Raw genomic sequence first — 16,978 nt, 5'->3', positions numbered from 1 at the left:
AGGAGGAACAAAAACATGAAAATTATGATAGTAGAAGACGATCCAACGATTAGAGATATGTTAGGAGAAACAATAAAAAAATGGGGGTTTGAAACGACTGACCTAGAGGAGTTTGACGAAGTGTTACAAGAATTCATTAAGGAAAAGCCTCATCTACTTCTATTAGACATTAATTTACCTTCGTTCGACGGGTTTTATTGGTGTAATAAAATTAGAGAAGTTTCCAAAGTACCCATTATCTTTATTTCATCTCGTAATACACCAATGGATATGGTAATGGCGATGAACATGGGCGGAGATGATTTTATACAAAAGCCATTTTATACAGAGGTACTAATGGCGAAAATTAACGCTCTCCTGCGTCGCTCTTATTCTTATATCGATACACAGTCAAACGTCTTAGAACATGATGGAGTTGTACTAAATCTGAAGGACTGGGAAATTTCTTATGGTGAAGCACAAATAGATTTGACTAAAACAGAATTTATTATTTTACATCTTCTTATGCAACATAAAGGAACGATTGTGAGCCGAAACAAGATTATGCGCAGTTTATGGAAGGACGAGAGTTTTGTAGACGATAATACATTAACCGTTAATATTACTCGTTTACGAAAAAAACTAGCTGAACTTGGGAAGGAAAACTTCATCACGACAAAAAAAGGAGAAGGTTATATAATTCAATGAACTTTTTAGACTACGTAAAAGATAAATGCTACTTTCTAATGCTTTACGTAATCATCATGTCCTTCGTGACGGTGATTATGATTGTAAGTTTTAATCAACAGTATGCGTTGAACAATATATTGTATACCAATATTAGTTGTTTGTTATTTGCAAGCCTATACATAATTATAGGGTACTATTATCGAAGAAAATTTTATCAAGAATTAACGGACGTAATGGAAAGTGGAAAAGAAGAAATTAGTGCGGTTTTACCTGAAGCACAAAATTTCGAACAAAAATTATTTCTCGAGCTTTTGAAAAAAATACATCAGGACGATCACAATCGACTCCAAAAGTTGTATGACGATAAGCGTGATCAACAAGAGTTTATTATGTCGTGGATTCATGAAGTAAAACTTCCGATTGCGGCAAGCCGCCTACTCATTGAAAATAGTGAGGGCAAAACAGTGGATATGATTGTTGATAAATTCGAGGACGAGCTAGATAAAATTGATGATTATGTCGAACAGGCACTTTATTATTCACGAATTGATTCATTCTCAAAAGACTATTTTATAACAGAAGTAAATGTAAATAAAATTATTAAAAACAGTGTGAAAAAGTATGCCAAGCTCTTTATTAATAAAGCAATTCATTTTGAAATGAATGAAATAGAACAGTCTGTCCAAAGTGATAGTAAATGGCTAGGATTCGTCCTTGATCAAATTATCGCTAATTCTTTAAAGTACACAAACGAAGGTGGCACTATTTCCGCTCATTTTGAGGAAGACAACAAAGAAAAAAGAATCATCATTCAAGATAATGGTATCGGAATAAAATCGGAAGACATCCATCGTGTTTTTGAAAAAGGATTTACTGGTTCCACGGGAAGAAGTCATGCCAAATCCACTGGAATGGGACTTTACCTTGCTAAGCAATTAGCGAATAAATTGGGGCATGACATTACCATCAAATCGGAGGAAGATAAGTACACGAAGGTTGTGATTCATTTTCCCAAAATCAGAAACTACTATCATTTGAATTAGCAAAGTTACTGGAAAAAGCAGAGAGTAATTCTCTGTTTTTTTATCACCATTCATTTTTTCTGAAAATTGTTACAAATAACCCTTTTTAAATGTAATTTCGTTTGTTATTATATATCTAACTGATATATATCAAAATGATATAGGGTGGTCTCATGGCAAAAGAAAATCATACAAAATACGCAATACTCGGGTTACTCACCACAGGATGTCACAGTGGTTATTCCATTAAGCAAATGATTGACGAAAGCTTAAACCATTTTTGGAAAGTGAGCTATGGTCAAATCTATCCTATCTTAAAACAATTAGTCGACGATGGTCTTGCAACTGTTCAAACGACCTCACAAGATAGGAAACCAGATAAAAAAGAATATTATATGACACCAAAAGGCAAACTCGCTCTTCAAGCATGGCTTCAAACACCTATCAAAGATATTCCTACCGAAAAAAATGAACTGTTGCTGAAATTATTTTTCAGCAGTCATCAAAGTAAAACCACTGCACTTAATCATCTCACACAATACCTAGAAAAAATCCGTGAACGTTACAATACCTTCGAAAGCATTGAACAAATGATTAACGAAAACTTATCGGATCAAGCAGATGCCCAATTTTGGCTTATTACATTAGACTATGGCAAACGGACCACCAAAGCAGTTATCGAGTGGTGTGAATGCACTATAAAAAAATTAAAAGATGGGTAGGTGGATATTTTTATGACGAAAGAAATATTACCCGGACGTTATACTGCTAAACTAGACGATGAAATAGTTGTGTTTATCATTGGGATGCGTGTGAATAAATGGTGGGCTATCCATAAGTGGTTGCCTGTGTTTAAGGCGATGCCGTCAATGATACGTGAACTTTATACAAATAAAGAAATCGGTTGTTTATCAATGGAAAACTTCTTTGGACTACGTACAACGTTAATGGTACAGTACTGGCGCTCCTCAGAAGATTTACTGGCTTATGCGAAAGGACAAAAACATTTAACCGCATGGAAGAATTTCAATAAAAAAATAGGAAATAATGATGCAGTGGGAATCTATCACGAGACGTATATCGTTCCAAAAGGAAATCATGAATCCATCTACGGAAATATGCCGCCTTTTGGACTTGCACGTGCAACAGGACGTAAAATAATTACACCAGAACTAAACTCCGCAAGTAAACGAATTAGAGCATAGCTATTATTGTAAAATACACTAGATGAATAGTCGCTAAAACGAATAAACGGACTTAGCCTAAGGCTATTTTCGTAAAGTTTGTTGCTTTTTAACGGAAAACTAAGTTTAACCTACTGAGTTGATTGGAGCGGAGGGCACTTGACTCCTGCGGGAAGAGAGGGAAGTGGGAGACCCCGCAGGCGAAGCCGAGGAGGCTCCCATTCCTCCCCGCGGAAAGCAAGTGTCCGTAGCGGAAATCAACGGGCTAAATTTATAAGTAAAAACAACAATCGATGAGAAAAGAGCCTAGCCTAAAGGGCAAGTCCGTTTATTCATTATTTTTTCTCGACTTTTGATCGATGATTGGGACCAAAATTGCACAAATGATAGCAGTGAAATACGAGAGGTATTTAATACCCATTGGTTCATTAAAAATCGCCATACCTATAATGCCAATAACACTTGATAAAGCAATCCCAAGAATAAATCCTCCAATTAACCCAACAATTATTGCTAAAAATGTTCTCATCCTAATTCTCTCCTTGTTTACTGTTCTTTTTATTAAAAAGGAAACGCCACGTCTTAGAAACCATCACAAACGATAAAATGAATAGCAGCATTGCAATGACTGGATGAGCTGCTGCTGCCCATGGCAATGCGCCCGTAATATTAGCCGTAAAGTACATCGCGAATACTAACCCAAGCATTCCAAAAATTTGCCAGTACGCAAAGCGTGGCATATTACCGGCAAATGCAAAGACAAGCATAAAAATGGGAATGCTAAACCCAAAGGCATGAACGAGCGCAGAGTGATTTGCCCAGTTTATTGGATTGACAAAAGTCGCCAATCCCGCTAGGAACACCTGTACAACAACACAAATAGCAAAAATAATAGCTAACACTAAATAACTAATTCTCCCAAAACGAACTCTAAATGAACCTGTATTTTTTTCCACTGTCATATCTCCTTTGTGTCATATCTTTTTCTATATGTTTAAGATACAGGTCATTTCTAAAATCCCTCTTATCAAATTCTTAAATATTTATTAAATAAGAAAAGCGGAAGCAGCTTGATTAGCTCGTGAAGAAAATAGGGATTTCCCTCAAAAGGCGCTCTTTGCCTTTAGAGGGGAATCATCTTTTTCACAACGAGCTAGCTGCTGGAGCTGGACAAAGAAAAGCGGAAGCAGCTTGATTAGCTCGTGAAGAAAATAGGGATTTCCCTCAAAAGGCGCTCTTTGCCTTTAGAGGGTAATCATCTTTTTCACAGCGAGCTAGCTGCTGGAGCTGGAATAAGAAAAGCGGAAGCAGCTTGGTCAGCTCGTGAAGAAAATAGGGATTTCCCTCAAAAGGCGCTCTTTGCCTTTAGAGGGTAATCATCTTTTTCACAGCGAGCTAGCTGCTGGAGCTGGACAAAGAAAAGCGGAAGCAGCTGGAACAGCCCCGACAAGCATAAGTCAAGCATCCCAGAAAGGCGCTTTTTGCCTTTTTGGGATGCTCGTCTTATGACCTCGAGGGGCTAGGTGCTGGAGCTGGATTAAAAAAAAGACTCACTACCAAGAGCGAGTCTGTTAAACATGTATTATTTAATTAGCTTACTCATCAAAAACCCAATTTTCTCTAATAAATGTTCCTTAATAGAATCGTCCAGTTTCATTTCGTTCAATGTTTGTTCCATTGTATTCATCCAAATTTCTGCTCGTTCAGGGGTCGTTTGAAATGGATGTCTTTCATTAATCTTGGATACATTGTCCTGGTCTTTTGATGCATCTTCAGAAACTAGGCGGCTTATAAAAGTTCTTTGTCTACTTTTAAGTAGCTCAATGTCTACTCCTCTTTCTTCAAACATGGAACTGTAATAGGAATCCTTTATCAGCTTGCTGTAAAAGCGTTCTACTAATTCATCAACTTTTTCCTGCTCTAATGTAACGGACATCATTTAGCTCCCCTTTTTACTAAAAATAGTTTACTCACCTCATTATAGCCAGTATAAAGAAGGGCATCAGTGAGATAACTCACAGTTTTAGAAATTCAATAGGAATAGAAAATCTCCTTAAGATTACTATTTAACTTACTTTCCATTTATTTTGCACCTTGAAAACAAGCAATCACCTAGGTGTCAAATAGAAATCAGCCCCTCCCTTTTTTTGGACTTTTTATCACTCTAGTGGAAATGCTAACTTTGTCGAATTTTGTTGATTTTATTTTATATCTTTTATGCTATCCTTATAGTGATACATTAAATGGATGTGAGTATATTGACATTAGATAGAAAAATTTGGATCAGTACTATTGGCTTAATCGCTGTTACAGAATTGGCGATTTACCTTCATTTTCATTCTTGGAAGGAACCACTTTTCCTTTACCTACTCACGCTTGCACTTCTTATTCCTACTTGGGTAGCATGTAGAAATATTAAAAGGTTAGTAGAGAAGGATGAAAGTTGGAAAAGTCATAGTACCGACCTAGAAAAACAAATGAACCAATTAAAAGAGCAAACAATGAAATATAGATACAGGGAAACAGAATTTAAAAATATATTCGATAAGATTAATGCGTTTGTTTTTTCACTAGACGTACCGAATACTAAATGGTTTATACCGAATAGATTTCAAGAATCCTCCGAAATGGAGACTCAGGACCTCCGAAAAGGAATGGAAATAGTTGAAGATAGAATCCACGATGAAGATAGAAAACTGTTTCTCCAAAAGAAAAAGGATTGGATTTCTGGCATTCCAACTACTGTAGAATTTCGAACTGTTTTAAAAGACGGCCAAATTCGTTGGAATGAATTGCGAACGGATTCTATTATTAACGCTTCAGGGAAAGTGGAAAAAGTATTTGGTATAATCATGGATGTTACTGATCGAAAAGAAAAAGAAGAAAAGTTGGCGCAAATGGCCTACTACGATACATTAACAGAATTGCCAAATCGAACAATGTTAAAAAGTCATTTAAAGAAAGTACTTGCCCGTGCTAATCGAAAAGAACATGAGGTCACCATTATGTTCATGGATTTAGATGGCTTTAAAGGTGTAAATGACTCTTTAGGGCATGATGTAGGAGATGCTCTTCTTAAAGAGGTTGCCAATCGATTAAGTGAAAGTGTCCGGGAAGAAGACCTCATTTCCCGTTTAGGTGGCGATGAATTTATTCTCGTATTTGAAGAAACAAATCAAAAAGAAATAACTATTATTGCTGATCGGATTTTAAAAAATATCTCTGAGGCTTACCTCCTTTTAGGTGAAAAAGTATCGATAACACCTAGTATCGGTATTGCTAGCTATCCTGAAGATGGAATGGATATTGAGTCATTAATTAGAAATGCAGACAAAGCTATGTATTTAGCTAAGAACAAAGGGAAAACAAACTATCAATTTTACACACCTGATCTTGAAGATTATCATCCAAAAGAATCTCTCATTGATAAGATGTTAAAACTGTTTCAAAAATAAAGGGAAACTTTAATCAATAGAAGTTTTCTTTATCCTTGATTGTTAGTCGAATATGGAATAAAAAGAAGTCTAACCCCAAAGTTAGACTTCTTTTTATTGTATTTTCCACCTTTTTCTTAACCAATCACAGGCAATAAAATATGGGAAGGATACCCTTCCTCATGATAAATTGTTTGACTTGCCTTTCTTTCTGCCACACTATTAATCATCGTTTTTCCGGTATTCAAATTCATGTCAAAACGAGGGAAGTTACTTGATGATATTTCTACTCGTATACAGTGTCCCGGCAGGAAGACGTTGCTTGTTGCCCAAAGATCTATCTCATATTCAATGATTTCATCTTTCACGGTTTCTTCTCGTTTGTCCCCATTTCGATATACAGCACGAACAATGCCATCTGTTAAATTATATGCTTTTCCGTCTGGCATGACGTCTATTAGTTTGGCTGTAAAATCTGTGTCGACTGCATCGGTTTTTGCCCACAGTTTGACTTTAATAGTACCTGTTACTTCAAGCGGTTCTGTTAAAGGTTCGGAAGTATAAACTAATACATCCTCCCTCGTTTCTATTTCACGTTGATCACGGGGACCCATCGTATTAACTCCAGCATATAAGTTACTTCCACCAGTTGATGGCACTGGGTTCTCTGGATTATATAGAAATGTATCGTTTGCCTCCTTTTCCGGTTCTCTAACACTTAACCTGCCATCACCAAAACGTGTATTGGCACTGCCTTCGCTATGTAAATAGAATGGAGTATACGTTGTCCGTGCTAATGGCCATTCATATTCATCCCGCCACTTGTTAATTCCCATCACGAACAGTTTTATCGGTGCCTCTTTCATAAGCGAAGAAGTCCTTCCTTTTAACAACGCATCGAACCAGTGGATGTGCAGATCCGTCAAATCTCCTTTTTGATCAATCCAATCACTGGAGGCATCCATACCGAATGACCTCTCTCCAAGTGTAGAATGGAATACGCCATGTCCCCATGGACCAATAATTAGTTTTTGTAAACTTGAATTTCCCCTCTTCGCTAATTCCGTATAATTTCGAACTGTCGACTGTAGGAAATTATCATACCAGCCAGCGATATGATAAGCAGGGGTATTTATATTTTCATATTTGTTCCTTATACTGATTCTTTCTTTATGCTCTTTATTTAATCGATTATTTACATAGTCATCAAAAAAATCTGCTACGCCGAGTTCTTTAAGAGGCGGCCAATTTTCCATTGGTTTGTATAAATACCAATCCTCTATTTTATTGTAATGTTCCACCAACTTGGTCATCATCGTAGCATATTGTTTCGGATCCTTGTATTTTCGTTTGATTTGGTCTGGTGCAATTGATTCAAGTGCCCACGTCTCCGATGAACCGACTAGAAACTTCCCGTCCCGTTCAACTGAATCACTCCACCAATCACTTAACGTCATTGCAGGAACTATTGCCTTTAAATGTGGTGGACGCTCAGCTGCCGCCAACAATTGTGTAAACCCATAATAGGATAAACCAAACATCCCTACTTCCCCTGTAGAATAAGGTAACCGTGCTGCCCACTCGACTGTGTCATAGCCATCTTCCGATTCATATAAAAATGGATAAAATTCTCCTTCTGATGCAAATCGACCTCTTACATCTTGAACAATGACGATGTATCCATTTTCGACGAGCCTATTTGTATCAAGGTAGCGGTGAGAAAACATCGGCAAATCCTTATTGTATGGCAAACGGGTCAACAATACTGGATATTTCCCTTCTTTATTTGGACGATAAATATTCGAATATAAAACAGTACCGTCCCTCATCGTACACGGAACATTTTTCTCTAACAATATTTGTTGAATCTCCTCCATCATTACCACTCCTATATAAAAATAGAAAACTTTGATTCTAGTAAAAATCCATCCTGGCATGTTAACCTGGATGGATCTTTTTACATATCAAACTTATATAGCAGGCTCTTCCGCTTTTTGCTTCCAAGCACTTTTCTTTTTCTTCTTTTTCACTGGAGATAGCTTACGTTCCACCCATGCCATCACTATATCAGCAATGACAGCCATTAAAGCTGTTGGAATCGCACCGGCAAGAATAATTGCTGTACCATCCGTAGCATTTGTACCGCGCAAGATAATATCCCCTAATCCGCCAGCGCCAATAAATGTACCGATTGTTGCAATCCCAATCGTAATAACGAGAGCAGTTCGCAAACCAGCCATTATCACCGACATCGCAAGTGGCAGTTCAACCATCCGTAACACTTGAAACTTTGTCATTCCCATCGCTTTACCAGAATCAAGCAATGCTTTATCTACATTCTGAATTCCAGTATAAGTATTTTTTATAATAGGTAAAAGCGAATAGAGAAAGAGCGAAAACACGACCGTATTCGTCCCAAGTCCCATGACCAACATCAGCACAGCTAGCATCGCTAAGGCAGGAATCGTTTGAATAATGTTCGCAAGTGACATTACCCATGGACTTAATTTATGATAACGCGAGATTAGGATTCCCAATGGAATGGCTACAATTGCGGCAAATAACACCCCATAGGCGGACATTAAAAAATGTCGATAAAACTGCTCCCAAACATAACCCGCATTCTGCGAATAATAATACAAAATGTCTTGGATTGTTTCCAATCTAGTCACCCCCTATAGTTTTACTCAAAATAATGATGTTCTTCTAAAAATTCTTTTGCAATAATAGATGGTTCTTTCATTTCCCCATCTGCTTTATAGTTCATTTCTTGCATTTTTTCTGTACTGATTGTCCCCGAAAGCTTTTGAAGGATTTCTTTAAGTTCTGGATGTTCCTTCAGTACTTCATTTCGTGCCACCAGCGATGTGTCGTATGGTGGGAAAAAATGTTTATCATCCTCTAAAACTTTTAAATCGAATGCTTTAATCCGGCCATCCGTTGTATAGGCTAGTACGACATCCATTTTTCCATTCGCCGCTGCTTGATAGACTAAACCAATTTGCATCGGATATGTTTCGCCGAATTCGAAACCATATTCTTTGACGAAACCTCCATATCCGTCCCCTTTCCGTTTTAACCACGAATTATCTACACCTAACTTTAAATCAGATACTAGTGGTTCTAAATCAGACACTGTATTCAAATTTTCCTCTTCTGCCAGTTCCCTCGTAACCGTAAAAGCATACGAATTGGCAAAACCATACGAATCAAACCATGTCTGATTGAATCTTTCTTCAAATTCACGCTGGACGATTTCTAAAGCTTTCTCTGGATCTTTAACAGGTTCCATACCTAGAGCTCCGGCTAAATCTGTCCCTGTATAGCGAGTCGCTGTAATATCCACATCTTCGTTCACCATTGCCTTATGCTGGACAATAGATGAACCTAAGTTATTAACCATTTCCACTTGTAAATCTGTGTGATGTTCAATTAATTGACGAACAATATTCCCCATAATCTGTGACTCTGACGTACCTAACGTTCCAACCGCAATCGTACTTTTAGATGGTCCACTCAATCCTGGAAGAGAGCAGCCACTTATAAAAATAGACAATGATAGAGTCAATAGAATGAGTAAACGATTTTTTTTAAACACTTTTCATGCTCCTCCTTCCTATGCCGCTTCTTTCAACTTTCGCATTCCTTTGGGCGTTACTAATTTTTCAATACGACCTAAAAGAAGGTCAATTAATAAAGCTAGTATTGTAACAGGAATTGCCCCTGCAATAATAAATTCGGCTTGATATAAGTTAAGACCACTAAAAATATAATCACCAAGGCCGCCTGCCCCAATATAAGCAGCAAGGGTAGCCCATCCAATTAGATAGACAGTTGATAAGCGAATTCCTGCCATAATAACAGGAATGGCAAGCGGTATTTCCACATACCGGATCCGTTCCCAACCAGTCATACCCATCCCGCGCCCCGCTTCAAGTAAACTACGTTTTACACCATTAACACCTGTATAAGTGTTTCTCAAGATGGGTAGGACTGAATAGAAAAATAACGCAATAATTGCAGGTATTTTACCAACACCTAGAATTGGGATAAAAAATGCTAATATAGCAAAACTCGGAAACGTCTGAATGACGCCTAAAATTCCCATCACAAATCCTGCACCTTTTGGAAAACGTGTTAAAGCAATGCCTAGCGGGACTGCTACAATGATTCCTAATAGTGCAGCAATTACTGAAATATATAAATGTTCCCATGTTTTTACTAACATTTCACTGCCATTTGCACTTAAAAATTGTAAAAATGTATCCATCTCATCTCCCTCCTATTCCTACTTATTGTGAGATTTCTTCGTCGCCCCAAATAGAGTCATAGACAATATCGACAAGGCTTGCTCTTGTTACAATACCGACAAGACGATGGTCTTGATCAACAACCGGTACATATTTCATACCTTTTTTCAAAATCTTGCGTATCGTATCTCGTACTAATGTATCTTTCCTCATTGTTAGTTCTGTTTCGATGACATCTCCTACGAAACTAGCTTTTTTACGTTTCTGATCGATAATTTCGATATCAATATACCCTTTCAACACTTGTTGTTCATCCACAACAAGCAATGAATCTACCCGGTTTTCTTTCATTAATTGAATTGCATCGGATAATGATCGTTCTGGCGTAATCGTAATAGGTTTAGGGTTCATTATCTGTTCAACCGTTTGGATGTTCGGTCTTGTTTGAACGAGACGATCCTTCCCAATAAACTCTTCCACAAATTCATCAATTGGGTTACGCAATATTTCATCTGGAGAACCACATTGTACTAACTCACCATCACGCATAATCACAATACGGTCAGCCAATTTTAATGCCTCATCCATATCATGTGTAACAAACACAATCGTCTTGTTCAATTTTTGTTGTAGTTTCTTGAATTCTTCTTGTAATGAATCCCTTGTAATCGGGTCAAGTGCACCAAATGGTTCATCCATTAAAATCAATGACTGATCCGCTGCTAACGCACGCAATACACCAATCCGCTGTTGTTGTCCACCACTTAATTCGTGTGGATAGCGATCTAGGTATTCAGGAGTCATATCCACAAGACTCAATAACTCTTTTGCACGAGCACGTCGCTTATCCTCTGGCCACTTCAGTAATTTTAAAACAAGTGAAATGTTTTCCTGAATGGTCATATGAGGGAACAAACCAATTTGTTGAATTACATATCCAATTTCTCTTCTAAGCTGAACTGGGTCCTTATCTGTAATGTTTTCTCCATTAATATAAATGCTTCCATCAGAAGGTTCGATTAAGCGATTGATCATTTTCATTGTCGTCGTTTTACCACAGCCGCTTGGCCCAATAAAACAGATGAATTCTCCTTTTTCAAATTCTAATGACAAGTCATTAACCGCTCGTTTTCCTCCTTTATACACTTTTGAAACGTGATCGAATTTCAGCATATGTAGACACCTCCATATTTTTTCTTAGCGAATACTAAGTTAACTGCACGTATTAATTAGCTGCATTCCTTAGTATAGCGTAAAGTTTGTAAAATAAAAAGTTTATAAACTTTACGTATTGTACAATATTTACATAAAATAATTATTGTACAAAGTTTATAATGGTATTTTCTCAAATTTCCTCTCCTTTCCCTTCCTTTCCTCCCAAATTCTCATTTTCCGATTTCCACCCAAATATGGTACATTGACATATGAAGTTGGCAATTGGAAGGGTGATCCATGTGAATGAAAAGCCATTAATGAAAATTAAAGAGGTTGAAGATCAATTTACAGAAAAAATTGCAGACAATATGCGCGCTTTCGGGGTCTCAACGACAGTCGGACGAGTACTGGGAATTATCTATATGAATAGGAAACCAATGACTCTTGATGAATTGTCGGAAGCAACGGGAATGAGTAAGACCCGTATGAGCCAGGTCATGCGAGAAATGCTTGATCTTAATATTGCAGAAAAGGTTTTTGAAAAAGGAGTCCGCAAAGATCTATATAACGTTGAGCAGGACTATTATCAAACCTTTATCTCATTGTTCACATCCAACTGGCAAAAAGTAATCAACAAAAACAAATTGTTTGAGAAAAAGCTATCAGCTGAATTATCGGATGTTCTTCAAAATGAAAATATTAATGAGGAAACTGAACAAAAGATAAACGTTCTGCTAGCAGAAACGAAGGAATGGCTGAACTACTACCAATGGATAAACAACCTAGTCGAATTCTTCGATAGCGGAGAAATTTTCAAACATGTTCCAAAGCCGTAGATACAGTGAAGCTTAAATCAGTGGGGAAGTTCTTCTATACCCCACTGATTATCAGCCCCGTTCTACTATCGCTAAAGCCCCACTTGTCAGTGGATGCTTCACCGTTTTTTCAAACCTTGAGGTAGGGGCTTACTACCCGTTAATGCGAGATGAACAAAAACGATACGGTGCTCCAATGCCACAATTTTTGATGAACAATTATGCAATAGTAAAAAAAGAAAATGGAAAATAAAAAACCATTTTCTTTTTTTATTCATTTTTTTAATAAAAGAAGGAGGAATTTCAATGAATAAAAACGCAATCGTGACCGCTGCAGTAACAGGTGCAGGCGAAACGACGAAAAAAAGCTCACACGTCCCAGTTACTCCAGCAGAAATTGCACATTCAGCTATTGAAGCAGCAAAGGCAGGGGCAACAATCGCTCACATTCACGTACGTGATCCAAAAACAGGGGGATTAAGCCATGATCCAGCTCTATTTAAAGAAGTAGTAGAAAGAGTTCGGGAGTCGGATACAGATGTTATCTTAAATTTAACTGCAGGGGGCGGTGGCGACTGGATTCCAAGCCAAGAAGATCCAACAATTGGTGGACCAGGGACAGATATTCAAACACCAGAGGAACGTCATGAACCTATCGGGGCGTTATTACCTGAAATATGCACACTTGATTGTGGAAGTCTAAACTTCGGAGATCAACTTTACGTCAGTCCAACTGATTGGCTTCGTAAACAAGCACGCTTAATACAAGAAAGCGGCGTTAAGCCAGAAATGGAATGCTTTGATACTGGTCATGTTCGCTTTGCTAAACAATTAATCGATGAAGGGCTCATTGATGGTGATCCAATGTTCCAATTTTGCCTAGGTATTCCATGGGGAGCGGATGCGGATGCAGAAACAATGCTGTATATGCGCGATAAGCTTCCTGAAAACGCACACTGGTCCGCTTTTGGTATTGGACGCATGCAAATGCCAATGGCTATCCAATCGATGCTCCTTGGCGGAAATGTTCGTGTAGGATTGGAAGACAATCTTTATTTAGATAAAGGCGTCTTTGCAACGAATGCACAGTTAGTAGACAAAGTTATCACAACAATGGATGGTCTAGGGGCTAAACCTATGACACCACAAGAAGCAAGAAAACATTTAGGACTAAGAAATCCACACGGAAAGGCTGAATAATATGAAATCAACTACTATTAAACAAGTAACGGTTGTCGGCACTGGCGTAATCGGAAATGGATGGATTGCTCGTTTTCTTGCAAAAGGCTATGACGTTATCGCAACAGATCCAGCAGAAGGGGCAGAAGTACGTATACGTTCAAGCATTGCTAATGCGTGGCCTGCACTAGAAAAACAAGGTTTAGCAGAAGGGGCATCTAAAGATAGGCTAACGTTTGAGCCAGACCTTGCTAATGCCGTCGCAAATGCTGACCTTATTCAAGAAAATGTACCTGAGCGAGAAGAGTTGAAAAGAAAGGTTTTAGCAGATATAGACCGTCTCGCAAAACCGGATGCCATTATTGCCTCTAGTACGTCAGGGCTTAAGCCTAGTACCTTACAGGCAGATTGCGCAAAACCTGAACGCGTCATTGTCGCGCACCCGTTCAATCCAGTTTATCTAGTTCCTCTCGTTGAATTAGTTGGAGGAGAAGCTACTACAACGGAAACGATAAAAACAGCAGAGGAATTCTATCAATCTATCGATATGAAACCACTTGTCATCTCAACAGAAATCGAAGGTCACGTCGCTGACCGCCTCATGGAAGCCATTTGGCGCGAAGCTCTTCACCTTGTAAATGATGGAGTAGCAACAACAGAAGAAGTTGATGCAGCAATCATTTATGGTCCGGGATTACGCTGGGCACTAATGGGACCATTCTTGACGCTTCACCTCGCAGGCGGTGAACAAGGAATGAAACATATGCTTGAGCAATTCGGTCCAGCCCTAAAGCTACCATGGACAAAACTAGTAGCACCAGAACTTACAGAAGAACTTACAAACAAAGTTGTTGATGGGTGCGAACAACAAACAACTGGACACTCCATTACACAACTCGAGCAACGTCGAGATGACTTCTTAATCGAACTTATGCAACTACTTGAAAAATATTGGCCAGGAGCAAACCTAAACGGAAAGATATAAAGAAAAGTGGCAGTGGCTCGTTCAGCCCCGACAAGCATAAGCCAAGCATTCCGGAAAGGCGTCTTTTGCCTTTTTGGGATGCTTGGCTTATGACCTCGAGGTGCTAGCCACTGGAACTGGACAAGGAAAAGTGGCAGTGGGTAACACAAGCTACTTACCTTTTAAAGAGGCAACGGGGTCTGTCCCCATTTTTCTTTTTAAAATGGATGACTTACTTACACTTCCAACAACGTGGCTACGTCTGCTGGGGACTGACACCGCAAAGTAATTGGCTAACACCAAGTTTAAAAATCTGGACATTTTTTTTACTAGCAACTGCAAACTACGTCACGGTGTCAGTCCCCGATCGACGAAGAATTTGATATGTTGGGAATGTAAATCATTTATTTTTTTAATGGATAAGGGGACAGACCCCGTCTGCATATGAAAAGGAATGGCTTATACGCTCTTCTCAGGGGGCAACTGACACCACAAGTAATCAGCAAACACTCTACTAAGCTATGAAAGGAGAAATACCTATGTCACATGTTAAAAATCCACTCTTAAAAGACATTGTCCGTAGCGAATGGATTGACTATAACGGTCATATGACTGATTCTGCCTATGCTGCCGTTTTTAGTATTGCAGTAGATCAATTGATGATAGAGCTAGGGATTGATGCAGATTTTCGTGATAAATATCACTATTCCATCTATACATTAGAAACACATCTATGCTATTTAGCGGAAGCTCATGAAGGGCAAGACCTTTATGTCAACATCCAGCTAGTAGATTATGATACAAAACGTCTCCATGTATTTTTTGTAATGGAAAATGATAAAGGGGATCATCTTGCTACAAGTGAGCAAATGTTAATGGGGATGGATATGAACGAAGGCCGCCCTGCCCCATTCCCAACCGAAATTCAATCACGTGTTGAAACCTTAGGAAAAGCACACGCAAACTTACCAAAACCTGATCATTCTGGGAGAAAAATTGGTATACGGAGAAAATAAGGTAAATTAGAAAAGACGTTAGGTGCCTAACGTCTTTTCTGATTTTACCTACCTTTGATAAAACGTAAAATAGTAATACAATTATCTACTTCGGAGAAGATAATTCATCTCGATCAGCGGCTTCAGGAGGTCGCTCCATCCATCCACGGTCAATCATTATACTAGCTCCATCCTCCACATATAGCCCAATATCTATTATAAACTTAGCAAATATACTTCCTATATCCGGTCTTCCATTTAGTGAAATTGCATTTGCATACGCTCTTATCTTCATTGAAAACATGTCAATTTTATGAAACATCATTAATTTATCTGAAAAAGGTGGAACAGTGGAATTACTTACTAAAGGATCCAATAACGGAATTGCTGATAAGTTATCTTTATTTAAAATCTGTGAACATTTTTTTATGTGTTTATTGGTAATTTCCTTTCCTCGAACCATAAATTTTCGTACATCTTCATCTTTAGCCACTTGACTAAACCCAATTAATAAACACTTGCTTGTTACATCATTATCAATATTATCGTAAAGATGTGTAATTTCTAAGGCATGCAGTGGCCTTACATCACCAAAAAAACCTTTTACGTAACTTTGTTTATTAACAAAATCCACTTTATCTGGCACTGGAATTTGTGGTGGTTTTGTTAATTCCCCTTTTGCTAACATTACCCTATCAACCTCATTTAATAAAGTAACAGTGGTAGTAATACAATTAGTAAAAAAATCTCTAATATCACTACGAATTACTAAAGGCGTACCAGCGGAATAAAGACTTAAACCTGCCTTTCCTGTATACCTTAAATAATGTAAATAAAACTCATCTTCAAATAACCGAGGGGCATCTAAATTTACATCTGTATCATTAAATCCGACCGGAATGGGAAAATTCTCTTCCTTAAATATTTTTTTTATGGTTTGTATAAAGGATTCACATATATTTAAAGCATCCTCTACTATCTTTTTAATGTCTTTATCTTCAACATGTTGAAGATAATACTGTAGAACACATCTTGACATTGTGTTTCCCATATAAGTAGCCCAGAGCTTTCCCATTTCTGTGGAGATTAGTTTTTCCTGAGACGAACTGGATTTAACTACATTAAGTGGTTCATTTGTATCCATTATCAACTATCCCCTTAATTAGTTTTCTTATAGTTTTCTCTTTAAATCAACATATATTCACTTTAAGTAGTGGTAACTATCTATTTATTGCTTGACCTATCTACCTTTCCTTTTAACACGGGGACGAAAGATATTAGCAAGTTTGTCCATTTATAAGCATATGAATA

At 37.9% G+C, this 16,978-nt stretch carries 19 protein-coding genes; 10 read left to right on the top strand and 9 right to left on the bottom strand.

Annotated elements, in window-relative coordinates:
- The first annotated feature begins 15 nt into the window (after positions 1–15).
- The 4 genes from ACFSUL_RS01745 to ACFSUL_RS01730 all read left to right on the top strand — a co-directional run bounded on the left by ACFSUL_RS01745 (position 16) and on the right by ACFSUL_RS01730 (position 2,896).
- Positions 16–687 (top strand): response regulator transcription factor, encoded by a 672-nt coding sequence (locus tag ACFSUL_RS01745; RefSeq protein WP_377932123.1) that lies wholly within the window; start codon positions 16–18, stop codon positions 685–687.
- The gene (locus ACFSUL_RS01740) at positions 684–1,712 is read left to right on the top strand and encodes a sensor histidine kinase (RefSeq protein ID WP_377932121.1); all 1,029 of its coding nucleotides are present in this window, start codon (positions 684–686) and stop codon (positions 1,710–1,712) included. Before ACFSUL_RS01745 ends, ACFSUL_RS01740 begins: the two co-directional genes overlap by 4 nt.
- 152 nt (positions 1,713–1,864) lie before the next feature.
- A complete protein-coding gene (locus ACFSUL_RS01735) occupies positions 1,865–2,413 on the top strand; it encodes a PadR family transcriptional regulator (RefSeq protein ID WP_377932119.1) in 549 nt (182 codons plus the stop codon).
- 12 nt (positions 2,414–2,425) lie between these two features.
- Complete coding sequence (locus ACFSUL_RS01730) at positions 2,426–2,896, top strand: DUF4188 domain-containing protein (RefSeq protein WP_377932117.1); 471 nt, start codon at positions 2,426–2,428, stop codon at positions 2,894–2,896.
- Positions 2,897–3,203: 307 nt separating this feature from the next.
- Here the strand turns inward: ACFSUL_RS01730 and ACFSUL_RS01725 are convergent, their stop codons facing one another.
- Both ACFSUL_RS01725 and ACFSUL_RS01720 read right to left on the bottom strand, forming a co-directional pair.
- Complete coding sequence (locus ACFSUL_RS01725) at positions 3,204–3,404, bottom strand: DUF5957 family protein (protein ID WP_377932115.1); 201 nt, start codon at positions 3,402–3,404, stop codon at positions 3,204–3,206.
- 1 nt (position 3,405) lies between these two features.
- The gene (locus ACFSUL_RS01720) at positions 3,406–3,831 is read right to left on the bottom strand and encodes a DUF6220 domain-containing protein (protein ID WP_377932113.1); all 426 of its coding nucleotides are present in this window, start codon (positions 3,829–3,831) and stop codon (positions 3,406–3,408) included.
- 282 nt (positions 3,832–4,113) lie between these two features.
- Between ACFSUL_RS01720 and ACFSUL_RS01715 the strand changes: the two genes are divergently transcribed.
- Positions 4,114–4,251, top strand: a complete 138-nt coding sequence (locus ACFSUL_RS01715) for a hypothetical protein (protein ID WP_377932111.1) — start codon at positions 4,114–4,116, stop codon at positions 4,249–4,251.
- Positions 4,252–4,457: 206 nt separating this feature from the next.
- Here the strand turns inward: ACFSUL_RS01715 and ACFSUL_RS01710 are convergent, their stop codons facing one another.
- Positions 4,458–4,811 carry a globin domain-containing protein gene (locus ACFSUL_RS01710; protein ID WP_377932109.1) on the bottom strand — a complete coding sequence of 118 codons (354 nt, stop codon included), beginning with the start codon at positions 4,809–4,811 and terminating at the stop codon, positions 4,458–4,460.
- A gap of 322 nt (positions 4,812–5,133) precedes the next feature.
- Here ACFSUL_RS01710 and ACFSUL_RS01705 point away from each other — a divergent pair, with 322 nt between their 5' ends.
- Positions 5,134–6,330 (top strand): diguanylate cyclase domain-containing protein, encoded by a 1,197-nt coding sequence (locus ACFSUL_RS01705; protein WP_377932107.1) that lies wholly within the window; start codon positions 5,134–5,136, stop codon positions 6,328–6,330.
- Between the two features lie 116 nt (positions 6,331–6,446).
- Here the strand turns inward: ACFSUL_RS01705 and ACFSUL_RS01700 are convergent, their stop codons facing one another.
- The 5 genes from ACFSUL_RS01700 to ACFSUL_RS01680 form a co-directional block, all read right to left on the bottom strand.
- On the bottom strand, positions 6,447–8,186 hold the full coding sequence (locus ACFSUL_RS01700) for a CocE/NonD family hydrolase (RefSeq protein WP_377932105.1): 1,740 nt from the start codon (positions 8,184–8,186) through the stop codon (positions 6,447–6,449).
- Positions 8,187–8,279: 93 nt separating this feature from the next.
- Positions 8,280–8,972, bottom strand: a complete 693-nt coding sequence (locus tag ACFSUL_RS01695; protein ID WP_071410823.1) for an ABC transporter permease — start codon at positions 8,970–8,972, stop codon at positions 8,280–8,282.
- Between the two features lie 20 nt (positions 8,973–8,992).
- Positions 8,993–9,907 (bottom strand): osmoprotectant ABC transporter substrate-binding protein, encoded by a 915-nt coding sequence (locus ACFSUL_RS01690; protein ID WP_377932103.1) that lies wholly within the window; start codon positions 9,905–9,907, stop codon positions 8,993–8,995.
- An 18-nt stretch (positions 9,908–9,925) separates the two neighbouring features.
- Entirely contained in the window at positions 9,926–10,579 is a 654-nt protein-coding gene (locus ACFSUL_RS01685; RefSeq protein WP_071410821.1) for an ABC transporter permease, read from the bottom strand.
- A gap of 22 nt (positions 10,580–10,601) precedes the next feature.
- Entirely contained in the window at positions 10,602–11,732 is a 1,131-nt protein-coding gene (locus ACFSUL_RS01680; protein WP_377932100.1) for a betaine/proline/choline family ABC transporter ATP-binding protein, read from the bottom strand.
- Between the two features lie 281 nt (positions 11,733–12,013).
- Here ACFSUL_RS01680 and ACFSUL_RS01675 point away from each other — a divergent pair, with 281 nt between their 5' ends.
- From ACFSUL_RS01675 to ACFSUL_RS01660, 4 genes are all read left to right on the top strand, one after another.
- Positions 12,014–12,550 carry a GbsR/MarR family transcriptional regulator gene (locus ACFSUL_RS01675; RefSeq protein WP_377932098.1) on the top strand — a complete coding sequence of 179 codons (537 nt, stop codon included), beginning with the start codon at positions 12,014–12,016 and terminating at the stop codon, positions 12,548–12,550.
- A 285-nt stretch (positions 12,551–12,835) separates the two neighbouring features.
- Complete coding sequence (locus ACFSUL_RS01670; RefSeq protein ID WP_377932096.1) at positions 12,836–13,729, top strand: BKACE family enzyme; 894 nt, start codon at positions 12,836–12,838, stop codon at positions 13,727–13,729.
- 1 nt (position 13,730) lies between these two features.
- Complete coding sequence (locus ACFSUL_RS01665) at positions 13,731–14,693, top strand: L-carnitine dehydrogenase (RefSeq protein WP_377932094.1); 963 nt, start codon at positions 13,731–13,733, stop codon at positions 14,691–14,693.
- Between the two features lie 518 nt (positions 14,694–15,211).
- Complete coding sequence (locus tag ACFSUL_RS01660) at positions 15,212–15,688, top strand: thioesterase family protein (RefSeq protein WP_377932092.1); 477 nt, start codon at positions 15,212–15,214, stop codon at positions 15,686–15,688.
- An 85-nt stretch (positions 15,689–15,773) separates the two neighbouring features.
- On the opposite strand, the gene ACFSUL_RS01655 is transcribed toward ACFSUL_RS01660, so the two are convergent.
- On the bottom strand, positions 15,774–16,811 hold the full coding sequence (locus ACFSUL_RS01655; RefSeq protein WP_377932090.1) for a DUF3231 family protein: 1,038 nt from the start codon (positions 16,809–16,811) through the stop codon (positions 15,774–15,776).
- Between the last annotated feature and the right edge of the window lie 167 nt (positions 16,812–16,978).

This window comes from Bacillus seohaeanensis (genome assembly GCF_042684945.1).
GTDB classification, from domain to species: Bacteria; Bacillota; Bacilli; order Bacillales; family Bacillaceae_B; genus Rossellomorea; species Rossellomorea seohaeanensis.
The sequence above is the reverse complement of the archived record's forward strand: the minus strand, read 5'-3'. Positions and strand labels throughout refer to the sequence as shown.